This is a genomic window from Bradyrhizobium sp. 192 (assembly GCF_023100965.1).
In the GTDB taxonomy this organism is placed as follows: Bacteria; Pseudomonadota; Alphaproteobacteria; order Rhizobiales; family Xanthobacteraceae; genus Bradyrhizobium; species Bradyrhizobium symbiodeficiens.
In genome coordinates this window covers 3,731,075-3,747,745 of sequence record NZ_CP064690.1, presented here as the reverse complement: position 1 = coordinate 3,747,745, position 16,671 = coordinate 3,731,075, and the positions used below count along the sequence as shown (strand labels likewise).

Sequence of the window (16,671 nt, the reverse complement as noted above, 5' to 3'; positions counted from 1 at the left end):
GCGCATCCGGCAACGTCAGTATTGCTGTCGCAAGATTTTTCGGATCACCCAAACCAGCGCTTGACGATTGGTATTATGTATACCACACTTGCTTCAACATTCACCCAGGGAGGTTGCAATGCTGGTCGGAGACATTCTGCGCAAGAAGACGCCACGCGTCGTCACGGTACGGATGAACGAAACGGTGGGTATCGCCGCCAAGCTGATGCGCGCCAACAACATCAGCGCTCTCGTGGTCAAGGACGTGGTCCGCTCCGAGGGTAATACCGCGGTCGGCATGTTCACCGAGCGCGACGTGGTGCGGGCCGTTGCCGAGCACGGCGCGAACGCCGTCAACGTCAAGGTCTCGCAGCTGGTCTCGGTGCAGCAGCTGGTGTCCTGCAGCTCGATCGACACGATCGAGCAGGTCCGCCATTCGATGAACCGGCATCACATCCGCCATTTGCCTGTCATCGACAATTACAGCCTCGTCTCCGTCATCAGCATGCGCGACATCGCTGCTGCCATGGACGAAGCCATCAACGGCAAGCCGCAAGCCGCCGCCTAAGCGATACGACCCTTCCCCTGTGACTACCGGCCCCGGCTCGGATCCTTCCGAGCCGGACCGGATCTTTCGTCCAAAATTCCGGTCACCCGCGAGGATTTCATGAAGATCTGCATCTACGGCGCCGGCGCGATCGGCGGGTATCTCGGGGTTCAGCTTGCGCGCGCCGGCGCCGATGTCAGCCTCATCGCACGCGGCGCGCATCTTGCCGCCATGCGCGAGCACGGCTTGACGCTGCTCGCGGGCGGGGAGACGCACACCGTGCATCCGCGCTGCACCGACGATCCCGCCGAGCTCGGCGTGCAGGACTTCATCATCATCACGCTGAAGGCGCATTCGATCACCGGTGTGATCGAGAGGATGCAGCCGCTGCTCGGGCCCCACACCCGCATCGTCACCGCCGTCAACGGCATCCCCTATTGGTACTTCTTCAAGCATGGCGGCCAATACGAGAATTCGACGCTGGAGAGCATCGACCCAGGCGGGCGGCAATGGCGCGAGATCGGCGCCGAGCGCGCCATCGGCTGCATCGTCTATCCCGCCACCGAGATCGAGGCGCCCGGCTTGATCCGCCACGTCTACGGCAACAATTTCCCGCTCGGCGAGCCCTCCGGCGAGGTCACCGCGGACGTGCAGCGCCTCGCCGACCTGTTCGTCGCGGCCGGGCTGAAGGCGCCGGTGCTCGATCGCATCCGCGACGAGATCTGGCTCAAGCTGTGGGGCAATGTCTGCTTCAATCCGATCAGCGCGCTGACCCATGCGACGCTCGACGTGATCTGCACCGATCCGTCCACGCGCGCGCTGTCACGCGCGATCATGGTGGAGACGCAAGCGATCGCCGAAACCTTCGGCGTCAAATTCCGCGTCGACGTCGAGCGCCGGATCGAGGGCGCCCGCAAGGTCGGCGCGCACAAGACCTCGATGCTGCAGGATCTCGAGCGCGGCCGGCCGATGGAGATCGACCCGCTCGTCACCGTGGTGCAGGAGATGGGCCGGCTGACCGGCATCGCCACGCCCGCGCTCGACTCCGTGCTGGCGATGGTGACCCAGCGCGCCCGCATCGCCGGGCTCTATGACGGCGTCTCGACACCCAGCGATCCCCGCGCACTGGCGGTGGCGTGATGGCGGTCGAGACGAAGCAATGGCTGCGCTTCCGGAACAACGGAGCGACCGGCTTCGGAACGCTGAGCTCATCGGGCATCAGCGTGCACGAGGGCGAGATGTTCGGTCGCAACGTCGCGACCGGCAAGAGTCTGGCGCTGTCGGAGGTCGAGCTGCTGGCGCCCTGCGCGCCCAGCAAGATCGTCGCGCTCTGGAATAATTTCCACGCGCTCGCGGCCAGGCTGAACCAGCCCGAGCCGCCGGAGCCGCTCTATCTGCTCAAGGCCACCACCAGCATCACGACGCCCGGCGCCGTGATCCGCCGCCCCTCTTATTACGACGGCAAGACCACCTATGAAGGCGAGCTCGGCATCGTCATCGGCAAGACCTGCGCCCGCGTGTCACCGGCCGAGGCACACGGCTGCATCTTCGGCTACACCTGCGTCAACGACATCACCGCCAACGACATCCTGACCAGCGACCCCACCTTCCCGCAATGGGCCCGCGCCAAGGGCATCGACGATTACGGCCCGTTCGGCCCGGTCATCGCCACCGGCCTCGATCCGGCAAAGCTGGTGGTCCGCACCATCCTCAACGGCGCGGAGCGACAGAACTATCCGCTCTCCGACATGATCTTCTCAGCACAGGAGCTGGTCAGCAAAATCTCCCACGACATGACCCTGCTGCCCGGCGACCTCATCGCCGTCGGCACCTCGGTCGGCGTCGGCGTGATGAAGGAGCAGGTCAACACGGTGACCGTCGCGATCGACGGCATCGGCGAGCTCACCAACGAGTTTCGGCTGTAGCTCTCGCTGTCATTCCGGGTCGCAACACCGAAAACCTGAAATGACGGCTCGCCGGAAATCCGCGCTGCAGCGCAGTAATATTGATCCGCCGCAAGTTCGGCTATCGCTGCTGTCGCTATCCTTCCCTGTCAAGAGACCGATGTCTATTGCAAGGGAGGACGCCATGACGAATGCCACCAACGCACTTTATTGGACGGCCCTGTACTCCGCTCTCTCATTCGTTGCGATATTCGTGGTCTGGCTCGCCGACAAGATGCGGTCGAATTTCCTCGGGAAACGATAGCCCGAAGCGGGCCGCCGATTGCCGTTGGCCCTGGTGTTGGCCCCGGTCCGAACCCGCCGAGTTGCACGCGCACGCGCCGCCTCGCATTTGGCCGCGTATCCTGTCGCTGGTGAAGCGGGCCCGGCGCTCCGCCCGCACGCCCTGCGCGAGCCCGTTGTGGATCGTGCGGCGGTAAACGCCGTGCGACCCCCGCGCCCCTTGATCTCGGTTCCGCTCTCCAATAGCAACTATGGCGAGATTGTGCCGGCGTGAGGCATTCACGATGTGGCTGTTCTTTCTGGTTGCCTGGTTCGGCCTGCTAGCCGTCGTCGCGGTCTTCGCCCAGCAGGCGCTCGGTTACGACATCAGTCACCTGCCCGCCTGGTTCGCGAGCCTGCCGGTGCCGCAACGCATCGCGACCGGGGTGATCCCAGCCCTTGCGCTGGCCCTGATCGGCGCTTCCGCCTGGCGGCTGTCACGCCAGGACCGCAGCCTGAAGACGCTCCGCGACCGCCTCAAGAAAACCCGCGAGGACGCCGTCGTCGCCCACGCCCTGCAGAACCATCTCGACGCCACCGTCCAGCATCTGATCGAGAGCGATCCCCGGGAGGCGGTCTCCGCGCTGCATGACAAGCTCGACGAGACCGAGCAGCGCGCGCTGCTCCAGCAGGGCCGCAACCAGTCCACCGACATGCACGACCAGCTCGCCGAAATCCGCCGCCGCCAACAGGCGTTGCGTGAGATGGTCGGCAAGGTCGCCGACCAGCGTCGCGCGGTCGAGCCGGTCTTCACCGAAATCCGCGACCGTCAGAACCAGCTCGAACGCTCCCTGCACGACCTCGAGACCGACGACCGCAAGAACAACCTCGCTGACCGGCAGAGGGACATCGCGCGCGACGTGGCGGCGCTTCTGGGTCGGGTGAGCGCGGTGCAGGAGACGTTTGCGACCCTCAACCAGTACAAGGAAGACCTCGCCAAATCCCACGCCGAGCTCGTGCCTTTACGGTCGAGCGACGCCGGCATCAACGCCCTGATCAGCGAGCTCAGCCTCAGCCATGACCGCCTGGCCAAGACCATCGACGAGCTCGAGACCGGCGGCGAGACGCCGCTTCCCGCCCGCGTCGAGACGCTGTCGAAGAACAAGATCGAGATCGAGCAACGCCTCGCCCGCATCGACGACAGCTTCGACATCCTGAAGGCTATCAGGCTCGACTTCGAGGAACTCGGCCAGCGCCAGGCCCAGCTCGAACGCTCCCTCGCCGATGTCGAGACGGACGCCGACGGCAAGACCCTCACCGACCGCCAGAACGCGCTGAACGAGTTCGTCCTGCAGTCGCGCCAGCGCCTCGGCGCTCTGCAGGCGACGCTGGCTATGCTGAACGCCTTCAAGGCGGAGCTGTCGAAATCGCAGGCCGACCTCGTCCCGTTGAAGGCACCGGTGTTCGGAATCGAAGCCCTGATCGCGGAGGTCGGCACCACCCGCGATCTCCTCGCCAGGACCGTCGGCGAGATCGAGGCGAACGGCGACGTCACCCTCGCCTCACGCGTCGACGCGCTGACCCAAAGCAAGCGCGAGGTCGAAGACCGCCTCGCCCGCGTCTTCGACAATTTCAACGCGCTCGATGCCTTGCGCAAGGACATCGGCGGCATCTTCTCGACGATCCGTAATGGCCTGAACCGGATCGGATGACACTGCCCCTGCACCGTAACAAATCGAGACCGCCAGCTATTCTCGGTTCGGTCGGCCCGTGATACAATCTTGGCGCGAGCATTTGGATTTCTGGTTTTTCGACTCGATCATCATTCCATCGCCGGCACCGGCACGCCGATGCCGGCCAACGTTGATATTCGGAGGATGCGTCTATGGCCGCCCGGAAAGTCACCAAGTCTGCCAAGAAGACCAACTCCAAAGCAAAGACGTCGAAATCAAAGGCCAAGGCAAAAGCCAAGACGAAAGCCAAGACGAAAGCCAAGGCAAAAAGGACCGCCGCCAAATCCAAACCAGCCAAGAAGAAGTCTAAGTCGGCCAAGAAATCCAAATCGGCCAAGACTGCGAAGTCCAAGACTGCGAAGTCCAAGACTGCCAAATCAAAGACTGCCAAATCAAAGGCGGGCAAGAAGGTAAGCAAGTCCAAGGCGAGCAAGAAAGCCGCCAAGGCGAAGAAGAGCAAGACTACGAAGAAGAGCAAGACCGGCGCGTCCAAGACGAAGGAGACCGGCACGGGCAAGCCCGCGGAGAAGGCGGGCACGTCGACCAAGCCGCCAGCCACGACGCCGCCGGCCGTTTCCACGCCGGCAGTGACACCGCCCACCCCGTCGAATCCACCCCCGGGCGCGTCGGGCTTCCAGGTCGTTGGCACCAACGCCAATGCGCCGTTTTCGCTGAAACTGCATCGCGGCGACGGCATGACGCTGGTTGCGATGAACTGGAAGGCCGGCCAGCCGCCGGCGAATTTCGTCGGCTTCGCGATCGAGTACCAGGAGCCCAGCGGCAGCACGTTCTTTGCGTTGAACAACCGGCTTGGCTTTCTCGACGCCTCGGGCAACGTCAATCCCCAAAAGCTTTCGACCCTGCAATCGCCGATCCAGAAATTCCGCTGGGTGCATTTCCCACGTAACGCCGAACTCGTCGGCGACTTCATCTATCGCGTCACGCCGATGTTCATGGATGCGCAGGGCGCCCTCAGCAAGGGCGAGCCGCAGCAGGCGCCGATCCAGCTCGCGCGCGAGACCTATCCCGGCATCGCCAATGTCACCTTCACCCGCGGCTTCGTCTCGTCGCAGGCCTTCGTCGACCGCTATCTGGCGCATGGCCCGATCAACACGCTGGTAGCGCCGCTTGCCGCGAAGGGGCTCGACTTCAAGCCGACGCATCCCGACACGCAGGCCGCGCTGGCCTGGATGGGATTTGAGGCGCGCGGCGCGATCCTGCAAACCCTCGACGAGGCGATCGCCGACCAGGCCGAGGTCCGCGTCGTCGCCTACGACCTCAATCTGCCTGAAATCCTCGACCGTCTCGTCCAGCTTGGACCGTCGCTCAAGATCATCATCGACGACAGCGACGCGCACGGCGACAGCGATTCCGCGGAGACTGCTGCGGAGAGCCGGCTGGTCGCCTCGGCCGGACGTCAAAACGTGCTGCGCCAGCATATGGGCAATCTGCAGCACAACAAGACGATCGCGGTGAACGGGCCGACCGTGAAGAAGGTGGTGTTCGGATCGACCAACCTGTCCTGGCGCGGCTTCTACGTGCAGGCCAACAACGCCCTGGAGGTGACCGGCCAGAAGCCTGTCGATCTCGCCTTCGAAGCATTCGACAGCTACGTCGCCCGGAGCAACAGCGCCGCAGGCTTCGGCGCAACGCCCTCGGCCGACTGGCGAGATCTCGGCCTTCCCGGCATCGATGCCAAGGTGGCGTTCTCTCCGCACAGCGCCGCCAACGCCAAGCTTGACGAGATCGCGGCCGACCTCAAGAGCACGACGTCGTCATTGCTCTACTCGCTCGCCTTTCTATTCCAGACGGGCGGCTCCGTGCGTGACGCCATCGAAGACCTCACCAAGGACAGCAATATCTTCGTCTACGGCATATCCGACAAGAAGGTCGGCGGCATCGACGTGCAGGACCCCAACGGAAACGTCACGCCGGTGTTCGCCGCCGAGCTTGGCGCCAACGTGCCGGAACCCTTCAAGTCGGAGCCGACCGGCGGCACCGGCACGCGCATGCATCACAAGTTCACCGTGATCGACTTCGACAAGCCGACAGCGCGGGTCTATCTGGGATCGTACAATTTCTCCAAGCCCGCCGATCGCCAGAACGGCGAAAATCTCCTGATCATCAAGGACCGGCGCATCGCCGTGTCCTACATGATCGAGGCGCTCAGCATCTTCGACCACTACACGTTCCGGGTCGCGGTCAAGCAGGCCAAGAGCAAGGGCGAGAGGCTGCATCTGGCGCGGCCGCCGGGCCCGGGCGAAGAGGCGTGGTTCGAAGACGACTTCACCGTCGGGCACAAGATCAAGGATCGGCTGCTGTTCTCCTGAAGAGTGACAACACCCGGAAATTCGCGGGACGGGTCGCGCGAAGCAAGCCCCTCCCGCGAACGGCTGCGGCGGCGTCAGGAGCCGCGCAACTGGGAAACATCCGTACACATCACATCTGCGCGCGCCCGATCAATGCCGCCAACATGTCCCGCGCGCGCCGCAACTTGGTCGCATTCGGCCGCCCTTCTGGAAGGCGTGTCTGGGGGCACGGCATGGCCGTGTTTCGACCAAACCTTCTAGGGGTATCGCTGTGAAGAAGATTATAATTGCTCTGGGTGCCACGCTTGCTCTGGTGACGGCTGCGAACGCTGCGGATCTTCCGCGCCGCCAGCCCGTGCCTGTCTATCCGGCCGAGCAGGCACCGATCGGCAAGATGCCGATTGGCAAAAGCCCGGTTGGAAAAGCTCCGATCGGCAAGGCGCCTGGCCCGGTCGGTGCACGCTACTAAGACTCAGCGCAAAACCAGCGCAAGCGGCCGACAGTCGAGGGGCATCGCGTGACGAACAAACCTGATCGATCGGGACCCTGCATCCTTGCGGGGTTCGCCCTCGCGGCCATGATCGCGTGTACGACGCCCTCGACCTCGGCCCACGAAGCGAACAAGCGCGTTGCCGACGCCAATGCGCTTGCCACGACCGACTCCACGTCACGACCGGCGCCGCAATCGACGCGGCGCTCCGTCGCGCGCGCGGAGAAGGGTCCCTACTACGTCGACTTCCGCGCCCGCACGGCCGCGAGCTGGGGCCACGCCTTCGTCTGGTACGGCAAGACCAGCGAGAAGGCGGTCGAGGTCGCCGGCCTCACGCCCGCCGGCGACACGTTGGCCTACGTGCTCGGCCACCTCACCTTCGTGCCATCGGAGACCGGCGCGAGCTACGGCGATCTCGATCCGGAATATCTGACCGCCAGCTATCGCGTCTATCTGAACGAGCCCGACGCCAGGCGCGTGTTCGCCTACATCAAGAAACTGCAGGCGAACTCGCCGGTCTGGAACGCCGAGACCATGAACTGCACCGGCTTCATCGGCGACATCGCCGAGTTCATGGGCCTGAAGGTCCCCTATCGCTGGCAGCGCCCGGAAAACTTCGTCAACAGCCTCAAAGACATGAACGGCGGCCGCCAGATGATGCGGCTGTCGGCGGAGTAGCTCTGCCGTCATTGATGCAGGAGTGCCCTTAGTGCACCGGCCGCGTCCGGCGTGACGCCCTCGCCCGACGAGGCTGGGCAAGAACTCGGCATTTTGGGGAGTTGATGTACGATTCCGTTCATGACGAATCGCACATTCAAGACCGGCGAGAGCCGAGAGCAACCCAGTCTGCTTCCTGCGCGAGTTGAGGACTATGTCGGGGCGGACAACCCGGTCCGGGCGATCGAGAGCTTCGTTGGCGTCCTCGACCTTGCCAAGCTCGGCTTTCGCCATGCTGACCGCAAGGCCGAAGGGGTCGGCCAGCCGCCTTACGATCCGGCCGATCTGCTGAAGCTGTACCTTTACGGCTACATCAACCAAATCAGGTCGTCGCGTCGGTTGGAGCGGGAAGCTGGCCGCAATCTGGAACTGATCTGGCTGCTGAAGGGATTGAAGCCAGGCTATCGGACGATCGCCAACTTCCGCAAGGAGAACTGGGCGGCTCTGAAGGCGGCCAACCGCAGCTTCGTGCTGCTGATGCGCGAGCTTGGTCTTGTCGGCGGCAGCGTTGCTGCGATTGACGGCTCGTTTTTCCATGGCGACGCCAGCAAGGCTAGTATCTTTACGCGCAAGAGGCTTGCCGATCAGATCGCAAAACTTGACCTGGAGATCGAGGCTTACGGCAAGTCCCTCGAGGACAATGATGCCGCGGAAGCCAAGAAGCCCGGCAAGGATGGGCCCGATGGTGGCAGCGCAGGTGGAGGTGACCTTGGCGCGAAGGTCGCGGCGCTGATGGCCAAGCGCTCGCGCGCACAAGCCGATCTTGCTCGGTTGGAAGAGAACGGCGAGACGCAATTGTCCCTGACCGATCCGGATGCCCGGCTTCTGGTCAAGAGCGGCCAAGGGGTCGCAGGCTATAACGTGCAGACCGCCGTCGACGACAAGCACAAGCTCATTGTCGCCAGCGAGGTGGTGAACGACAGCAGCGACGTCGGCCAGCTACATGCGATGGCCATGGCCGCAAAAGAAGCCCTTGAGGTCAAGGCCCTGCAGGTGCTGGCAGATGAGGGCTATTACAGCAGTCGCGAACTGAAGGCCTGTGAGGATGATGGCATCGTGGCCTATGTGCCGGTGCCGGAGGGCAACTCCCGGCTTGAGAAGCAAGGCCGCTTTGTCCTCAAGGACTTCAACTATGATGGCGTATCCGACACCTACCGTTGTCCCGCCGGCCAACTGCTACATCCGATGAAGAGCAGGCAGAAGAACACCAGTGGCCGCATCGAGATCCGCTACGCGGCGCGTGGGGCGATCTGCAGGACCTGTCCCCTCAAGGTCCGTTGCCTCGGCTCGAACGCGGCCTACCGGGCGATCGGTCGCTGGGAGCATGAAGACGTTCTTGAGCGTCATCGCGCACGGATGCAGGGCGCAGGCGAGCTGATGCGCCGTCGTTCTGGCATCGTCGAGCATCCCTTCGGCACGCTCAAATGCCGTGCCGGCTATCGTCATTTCCTGGTCCGCGGCTTCAACAAGGTTGGCGGCGAGTGGAGCTTGATGGCACTCTGCTACAATTTCACCCGCGTGCTCAACATCCTCAGCTTCGACGCGTTCTTGGCCGCGCTCGCAAAGACGCTCGCTCCTCGCCGATGCCCCTTCGCAGCCCTCCTGCAGGGCATGAAGGTCGCTCTAGCGACGTTCTGGCGAATATTTCGGCCTCCGCTCGCAACTCCCCGGTGCGCTACCGCCTAGGACGGCCAACGACCAATTCTTGCCCAGCCTCGTCGGGCAAAACACCCCATCAAATCCGCGACCCCGCCTGTCAATCCCCGCCCACACAAATATTCCACTTTACCGAAATTCGGATTTGCCGTACAAACAACTCACTCTGGCCCGAGACGAGGGGCGGATCGCGATCGTCACGAACCGCGGGCCGGGGTGCGATGGACGCGACGGCGTCGGGCGCGGGCAGCATTGCAGGGCGGGACACCGTGAGCAAGGCACGCTTCGCGCATACGACCCGGCGCCGACAGCGTCTTCGCATGGCTTCGGGGGCGAGCACACGCCACCCCTCGGATTCCCAGCGAGGACGTGCGCGGACGGTCAAGTCGTGTGGTCCTGACGCCCGGGGTTTGTGCGTCAAGTCCTGTGGTGATGTGGCGGCCAACCGGTGCGCGCATCAGTCATCCGCAAGGCGACGGGGGCAATAGTGCAACGCTCCCCGGGGAGGGCACGAAGTACGCCGTAAACCATCGCGCAGGGAAGGCCGGGCGTTCGGCTCACCTGTGGTCCACCCCGTGTGCGTCTTTTTGCGCACGGACTTACGGGTGCCAGCCGGCGCCCGGCCTTCCCTGCGCCCTTGTCTTTCATGAGGGCAACGCGACGAAGCAAAGCTCGGGCGAGATGCCGCGAGAGCGCGAAGGTGTGTCCAGTGTTTGAAAAGCCGGATCGAGGTTATCCGTGCCCAGGATTATCCACGCCACGGAATCCTCCCCCTCCCTGCATGATCGCCCTGCCCCCACCGCACGCCCCGCTGATAGACTTTTGCCAACCCCGGCGGCATCCTCCACGCATCAACCGATAACAAAGCCTACGCCGCCCAGGGGGAACATCATGTTGCAGACACGGTTCACGAAACTCGTCGGCGTCGAGCACCCGATCGTCCAGGGCGGCATGCAATGGGTTGGACGCGCCGAGCTGGTCGCCGCCGTTGCCAATGCCGGCGCGCTCGGCTTCATCACCGCGCTGACCCAGCCGACGCCGGAGGATCTGACCAGGGAGATCGCGCGCTGCCGCGACCTCACCGACAAGCCGTTCGGCGTCAACCTCACCATCCTGCCCGCGATCAAGCCGCCGCCTTATGCCGAATACCGCGCCGCGATCATCGAAGCCGGCATCACCGTGGTCGAGACCGCCGGCAACAAGCCGCAGGAGCATGTCGACGAGTTCAAAAAGCATGGCGTCAAGGTCGTGCACAAATGCACCAGCGTCCGCCACGCGCTCTCGGCCGAGCGCATGGGCGTCGACGCCATCTCGATCGACGGCTTCGAATGCGCCGGCCATCCCGGCGAGGACGACACGCCCGGCCTGATCCTGATCCCGGCCGCGGCCAACAAGATCAAGATCCCGATGATCGCCTCGGGGGGCTTTGCCGACGCCCGCGGCCTCGTTGCGGCACTGGCGCTGGGCGCCGAGGGCATCAACATGGGCACGCGCTTCATGGCGACCAGGGAGAGCCCGATCCATCAGCTCATCAAGGAGAAGATCGTCGCCAACGACGAGCGCGAGACCGAGCTGATCTTCCGCACCATGCGCAACACCTCGCGCGTCGCCAAGAACGAGATCTCGACCAAGGTCGTCGCGATGGAGAAGGAGGGCGCGAAGTTCGAGGATATCCGCGAGCTGGTCGCGGGCGCCCGCGGCAAGATGGTGTATGCAACAGGCAATTCCGACGAAGGCATCTGGTCGGCCGGCCAGGTGCAGGGCCTGATCCAGGACATCCCGAGCTGCGCCGAGTTGGTCTCCCGCATCGTGCGCGAGGCGGAAGCCATCATCCGCAGCCGGCTCGAGGGCATGATCGCTCATCCAAGCGCGCAAGCCGCGGAATAATCACTGCAACAAGCGAGAGCAATACATGAAGGCTTATGTCTATGGCGCTGATGGCGCTCGGATTTCCGACGTCGCTCAACCAAAACCCAAGGGCACGCAAGTGCTCGTCCGCGTGCGCGCCTGCGGGCTCAATCGCGCCGACACCGGCATGCGCAAGGGGCACGCGCACGGTGCGGCCGGCGGCGCCGGCACCGTGCTCGGCATGGAATGGGCCGGCGAGGTCGCCGAGCTCGGGCCGGACGCCAAGGGCTTAGAGGTCGGCGACCGCATCATGGGCTCGGGCAGCGCTGCGTTTGCCGAGTACACGCTGGCCGATCACGGCCGGCTGTTCCGTGCGCCCTCGAACATGAATTTCGAGGAAGCCGCCACCCTGCCCGTCGCGCTCGCGACCATGCACAACGCCGTCGTCACCGTCGGCGGCGTGCAGCCGGGCCAGAGCGTGCTGATCCAGGGCGCGAGCTCCGGCGTCGGGCTGATGGCGATGCAAATTGCAAGACTCAAGGGCGCAAAGCTCGTGATCGGCTCCTCGACCGATGCCACCCGCCGCGGCCGGCTGAAGGAGTACGGCGCCGACCTCGCGGTCGACAGCTCCGATCCCAAATGGGTCGACGAGGTCCTGAAGGCGACGAACGGCGAAGGCGTCGACCTCATCGTCGATCAGGTCTCGGGCAAGGTCGCGAGCCAGAACCTCGCCGCGACCAAGGTGAAGGGCCGCATCGTCAATGTCGGCCGGCTCGGCGGCACCCATGCCGATTTCAACTTCGACCTGCACGCGGCGCGCCGCATCGACTATGTCGGCGTCACCTTCCGCACCCGCACCATCGAAGAGGTCCGCGAGATCTTCGAGGAGGTCAGAAAGGACATCTGGGGCGCGGTCGAATCGCGCAAGCTCCAGCTGCCGATCGACCGGGTGTTCGCATTCGCCGACATCGACCAGGCGTTCGAGCACATGGAAGCGAACAAGCATCTGGGGAAGATCGTCGTGACGATGTGAGTGGTGCGGCAGCGGAACGAGAGCGGCATGGCCCCTCTCCCTCCGCCCGTCATGGACGGGCCTTGTCCCGGCCATCCACGTCTTTGCCGCGTGGCACGAAGAACGTGGATGCCCGGGCCTTGGTCTCGCCGAAGCGGCTTCGGCCGCACAGGCGGGACAAGCCCGGGCATGACGGAGCTGGCATCTCGCTCCTGCAAATCACTAGCGACAACCCCTGTGGATCATCGCTTGATGTTCATCCCCGGGCTGCTAAATCCCCGCCATGACCTCCCAGCACAATAAAACCTCGGTCGCCGCGATCTCGATCTTCGCCAGCGGCGGCATGGCGGCGGCCAAGTTCGCGGTCGGCATCGCGATCGGCTCGCTCGCTCTGATCTCCGAGGCCCTGCATTCCTCGGTCGACCTGATCGCGACCATCATTACCTGGGCGGTGGTGCGGGTGTCCGACAAGCCGGCGGACGAGGAGCACCATTACGGCCATGGCAAGCTGGAGAGCGTCTCGGCGCTGGGCGTCACCGCCCTGCTCTACGTGCTCGCCGGCGGCATCCTGGTCGAGGCCTACAGCCGGCTGCGCGAGGGAACCCCGCCGCCGACCATTTCGGCCGTGCCGTTCGTGGTGCTGGTGATCGACATCCTCGTCAATCTCTGGCGCGCCCGCGCCCTGCACCGCGCCGCGCGCGAGACCAGGAGCCAGGCGCTCGCGGCCGACGCGCTGCATTTCGCCTCCGACGTGCTGGGATCATTCGCTGTGATCATCGGCCTGATCCTCGCCGCCCTCGGCTTCTGGTGGGGCGACGCGGCCGCAGCCGCCGCAGTCGCCGTGATGATCGCCCTGCTCGGCCTTCGCATGGCCGGCTCGACCGTGCAGACACTGGTCGACCGCGCCCCGGAGGGCGCGCACGAAAAGGCCACCGCCGCGATCCGGAGCGTGGCCGGCGTGATCGATATCGAGCGGCTGCGGGTGCGCATGGTCGGGGCGACCACGTTCATCGACACCATTGCCAAGGTGCCGCGGACCTATCCGATCGACCGTGTCGAGGACATCAAGCGCAAGGCGCACGCCGCCGTCGACAAGGCGTTCGGCGATACCGACCTCAGCTTCACCGCCGTTCCCGTTGCGCGCGACAACGAGACCGTGCGCGACCGCATCATGGTGATCGCGCACAATTCGGGCCTCGCCGTCCACCACGTCACGGTGCACGATCTCGGTGGCAAGCTGATCGTCAGCATCGATCTCGAGGTCGACGCCGGAATGCGGCTCGACGCCGCCCACGATGTCGCCAACACGCTCGAGCGCAAGATCAAGGAGGAGTTCGGCGAGGACGTCGAGGTCGACGTCCACATCGAGCCGCTGGAACCGGAACTTCCGTTCGGGGTCGACGCCACGCCCGAGAGGGTGCGGACCATCGCCGATGCACTGACCGAATATGCCGCCGGCGGCGAGATCCACGACATCCACAATGTCCGTGTCCGCAACACCGATGCCGGCGAGATCGTCAACTTCCACTGCCGCGCGACACCGTCGATGAGCGTGATCAAGGTGCACGAGCATGTCGACGCGATCGAGCGTGCGCTGCGGCGCGCGTTCCCCAACGTGAAGCGCGTGATCAGCCACGCCGAACCGCCGCGCGCGTGACGAAGAATGTGCGATGAGTCACACGTTCTCGTTTCGGACTCCTCGCGCCCGTGAGTTTGAGGACGCGCGCTGCACAAACTGCGCATTGGATAAGAATAATTCCGCGTTAACGATTCATTGACTCTCGACACCCCGCGAAAACTGGATTCAAATCGCTGTGATTCGGAAGCGATGTGGGGCTGCCTCCGAACTTCAGTTGCAATCAGGTTTTTAGGGGGCCGAAGGCATGCCGCGTGCAGACGCCGCGAACGTGTGCGTCCAATCCGATTCGATCAAAGGATTGGCGCAGTCGATCGCGAAACCTGCCTATCATCGGCTCTTGATTGCAGAGCCAGCGCTTCGTCGCGCCGTGCCGACGCTGATCATCGCCTTTCTGATCACGATCTGCCTCGGCGCATTCGTGCAGGTCGTCGATCAAACGCGCCAGAAGCGGCTCGTGGTCCGGCACGACATCTCGGCGCTGGCCGATCTGCTCGCCGAACGCATCGACCGCCTCACCTCCGGACGACAGGAGCGGCTCAAGAACATCGAGAGCCTGCCGGCGCTACTGCCGGATATGATCCCGTCCTGGGGCACGGCCTCGGGCCGCCACGTCATCGTCACCTCCGCCGGCATCGACCGTCGCGTCCTCGCCCGTATCCCGGTCGACAGCAGCCCCTCGGGCAACGACCGCCTGCTCGACGCCATCACGACGGCACAATTGCTCGCGGCGCCGACGCGCGACGGCGACGTCTCCGACATGACGCTGCCGAGCGGCAACGCCGCGATGGCGACCTCGCGGCAGATCAAGTCGCTGCCCGGCTTCGTCACTGTGATCCAGGAGCGCAATGAACCGATCTGGGGCTCGGACGCAGCGCTCTCGGTGACGCTGTCGGCGACGACGGGATTCGTCGTCCTGATCCTGGGCTTCGCCTTCCACTGGCAGTCCACCCGCGCCCGCGAAGGCGACCTCATCAACGACGCCGTGCGCGGCCGTATCGACACCGCGCTCAACCGCGGCCGCTGCGGGCTGTGGGACTGGGACCTGTCGCGGGGCCGGATCTTCTGGTCGCAGTCGATGTTCTCGATGCTGGGCCTCGACGGCCGCCACGAACTCCTCACCTTCGGCGAGGTCAACGCGCTGGTGAAGTCCGACGACATCGACTTGTTCGCGATCGCCGACCAGCTCATCTCCGAGAAGATCGACCACATCGACCAGACCTTCCGCATGCAGCATGTCGACGGCCACTGGATCTGGCTTCGCGTCCGCTGCGAGAAGACGCGCGGGGCGACCGATTCCAGCGTGCACCTGATCGGGATCGCCGTCGACATCACCGAGCAGAAGAGCCTCGCCGAGAGGACGGTGGAAGCCGATCTTCGTTTGCGTGATGCGATCGAGACCATTCCGGAAGCCTTCGTGCTGTGGGACGCCAGCGACCGCCTCGTGCTCTGCAACTCGCACTTCCAGCGCCTGCACAAGCTGCCCGACAGCGCCGTCATCCCCGGCACCTCCTACGAGACCGTGCTCGAGGTCGGCCGCATGCCGGAGGTGCGCACCCGCCACAACGAGACCGCTGCCCAGGGCCCAGGCGCGCGCACCTTCGAGGCGCAGCTCGACGACGGCAGCTGGCTGCACATCAGCGAGCGCCGCACCAAGGACGGCGGCTACGTCTCGGTCGGCACCGACATCACCCGCATCAAGGAGCACGAGCAGAAGCTGGTCGACAACGATCTGCGCCTGCGTGCCACCGTCATCGACCTGAAGCGTTCGCAAGCCGCGCTGGAGCGCCAGGCGGTCGAGCTCGCCGATCTCGCCGAGAAGTACCAGCGCGAGAAGACCCGGGCCGAGGAAGCCAACCAGACCAAGTCGAAGTTCCTCGCCAATATGAGTCACGAGCTGCGCACACCGCTCAACGCCATCATCGGCTTCTCCGAGATCATGGGCTCGGGCATGTTCGGCGAGCTGGGAAGCGAGAAGTACCAGGAATACTGCCAGGACATCCTGACCAGCGGCCACTATCTGCTCGAGGTCATCAACGACATCCTCGACATGTCCAAGATCGAGGCCGGCCGCATGAAGCTCGACATGGAAGAGCTCGACCTGGCGCGGACGCTCGCGGAATCCCTGCGGATCGTCACCGGCCGGGCCCAGGACAAGCGCCTGACGCTCGATGCCGACATCGAGACATCCATCTCCGTCGTCGCCGACCGCCGCGCCACCAAGCAGATCATCGTCAACCTGCTCTCCAACGCGGTGAAGTTCACGCCCGACGGCGGACGCATCGTGGTGCGCAGCCGGCAGCTCGACGACCGGATCGTGCTGATGATCGCCGACACCGGCATCGGCATCGCGCCGCATTCGCTGGCGCGGCTCGGCCGCCCGTTCGAGCAGGTGGAGAGCCAGCTCACCAAGACCTATCACGGCTCGGGCCTGGGTCTCGCCATCGCCCGCTCGCTGGCGCAACTCCACGGCGGCTCGATGCGGCTGCGCTCCAGGCTCGAGGTCGGCACCGTCGTGCGCGTGACCCTGCCGCGCGACGCGATCAAGGCATCCAAGATATCGGCTGCAGCTTAGCCTC

Annotated in this window: 12 protein-coding genes; all 12 read left to right on the top strand. The window is 64.7% G+C overall.

Annotated features, from left to right (window positions below; translation table 11 throughout):
* Positions 1–118: 118 nt before the first annotated feature.
* Positions 119–547, top strand: a complete 429-nt coding sequence (locus IVB24_RS16960; protein WP_094975068.1) for a CBS domain-containing protein — start codon at positions 119–121, stop codon at positions 545–547.
* Positions 548–646: 99 nt separating this feature from the next.
* Positions 647–1,666, top strand: a complete 1,020-nt coding sequence (locus IVB24_RS16955) for a 2-dehydropantoate 2-reductase (protein WP_140478167.1) — start codon at positions 647–649, stop codon at positions 1,664–1,666.
* Complete coding sequence (locus IVB24_RS16950; RefSeq protein ID WP_247773822.1) at positions 1,666–2,451, top strand: fumarylacetoacetate hydrolase family protein; 786 nt, start codon at positions 1,666–1,668, stop codon at positions 2,449–2,451. Before IVB24_RS16955 ends, IVB24_RS16950 begins: the two co-directional genes overlap by 1 nt.
* Positions 2,452–2,996: 545 nt before the next feature.
* Positions 2,997–4,403 carry a hypothetical protein gene (locus IVB24_RS16945; RefSeq protein ID WP_247773821.1) on the top strand — a complete coding sequence of 469 codons (1,407 nt, stop codon included), beginning with the start codon at positions 2,997–2,999 and terminating at the stop codon, positions 4,401–4,403.
* Positions 4,404–5,011: 608 nt separating this feature from the next.
* A complete protein-coding gene (locus IVB24_RS16940; protein WP_247774112.1) occupies positions 5,012–6,754 on the top strand; it encodes a phospholipase D-like domain-containing protein in 1,743 nt (580 codons plus the stop codon).
* Between the two features lie 250 nt (positions 6,755–7,004).
* Positions 7,005–7,202 (top strand): hypothetical protein, encoded by a 198-nt coding sequence (locus IVB24_RS16935; RefSeq protein ID WP_247773820.1) that lies wholly within the window; start codon positions 7,005–7,007, stop codon positions 7,200–7,202.
* Between the two features lie 48 nt (positions 7,203–7,250).
* A complete protein-coding gene (locus IVB24_RS16930) occupies positions 7,251–7,901 on the top strand; it encodes a hypothetical protein (RefSeq protein WP_247773818.1) in 651 nt (216 codons plus the stop codon).
* A gap of 120 nt (positions 7,902–8,021) precedes the next feature.
* Positions 8,022–9,626: an IS1182 family transposase gene (locus tag IVB24_RS16925; RefSeq protein ID WP_247773817.1), complete on the top strand. Its 1,605-nt coding sequence runs from the start codon at positions 8,022–8,024 to the stop codon at positions 9,624–9,626.
* An 861-nt stretch (positions 9,627–10,487) separates the two neighbouring features.
* On the top strand, positions 10,488–11,483 hold the full coding sequence (locus IVB24_RS16920; protein WP_094975073.1) for a nitronate monooxygenase family protein: 996 nt from the start codon (positions 10,488–10,490) through the stop codon (positions 11,481–11,483).
* Positions 11,484–11,508: 25 nt separating this feature from the next.
* Entirely contained in the window at positions 11,509–12,477 is a 969-nt protein-coding gene (locus IVB24_RS16915; RefSeq protein ID WP_247773816.1) for a zinc-binding dehydrogenase, read from the top strand.
* 262 nt (positions 12,478–12,739) lie between these two features.
* The gene (locus IVB24_RS16910; RefSeq protein WP_247773815.1) at positions 12,740–14,113 is read left to right on the top strand and encodes a cation-efflux pump; all 1,374 of its coding nucleotides are present in this window, start codon (positions 12,740–12,742) and stop codon (positions 14,111–14,113) included.
* A gap of 226 nt (positions 14,114–14,339) precedes the next feature.
* Positions 14,340–16,667 (top strand): PAS domain-containing sensor histidine kinase, encoded by a 2,328-nt coding sequence (locus IVB24_RS16905; protein ID WP_094975076.1) that lies wholly within the window; start codon positions 14,340–14,342, stop codon positions 16,665–16,667.
* Positions 16,668–16,671: the final 4 nt, after the last annotated feature.

What these genes read in the sequence shown, in the direction of transcription:
- IVB24_RS16960 (WP_094975068.1), top strand. Translation starts at nt 119, where the DNA reads ATGCTGGTCGGAGACATTCTGCGCAAGAAGACGCCACGCGTCGTCACG.
- IVB24_RS16955 (WP_140478167.1), top strand. Translation starts at nt 647, where the DNA reads ATGAAGATCTGCATCTACGGCGCCGGCGCGATCGGCGGGTATCTCGGG.
- IVB24_RS16950 (WP_247773822.1), top strand. Translation starts at nt 1,666, where the DNA reads ATGGCGGTCGAGACGAAGCAATGGCTGCGCTTCCGGAACAACGGAGCG.
- IVB24_RS16945 (WP_247773821.1), top strand. Translation starts at nt 2,997, where the DNA reads ATGTGGCTGTTCTTTCTGGTTGCCTGGTTCGGCCTGCTAGCCGTCGTC.
- IVB24_RS16925 (WP_247773817.1), top strand. Translation starts at nt 8,022, where the DNA reads ATGACGAATCGCACATTCAAGACCGGCGAGAGCCGAGAGCAACCCAGT.
- IVB24_RS16920 (WP_094975073.1), top strand. Translation starts at nt 10,488, where the DNA reads ATGTTGCAGACACGGTTCACGAAACTCGTCGGCGTCGAGCACCCGATC.
- IVB24_RS16915 (WP_247773816.1), top strand. Translation starts at nt 11,509, where the DNA reads ATGAAGGCTTATGTCTATGGCGCTGATGGCGCTCGGATTTCCGACGTC.
- IVB24_RS16910 (WP_247773815.1), top strand. Translation starts at nt 12,740, where the DNA reads ATGACCTCCCAGCACAATAAAACCTCGGTCGCCGCGATCTCGATCTTC.
- IVB24_RS16905 (WP_094975076.1), top strand. Translation starts at nt 14,340, where the DNA reads ATGCCGCGTGCAGACGCCGCGAACGTGTGCGTCCAATCCGATTCGATC.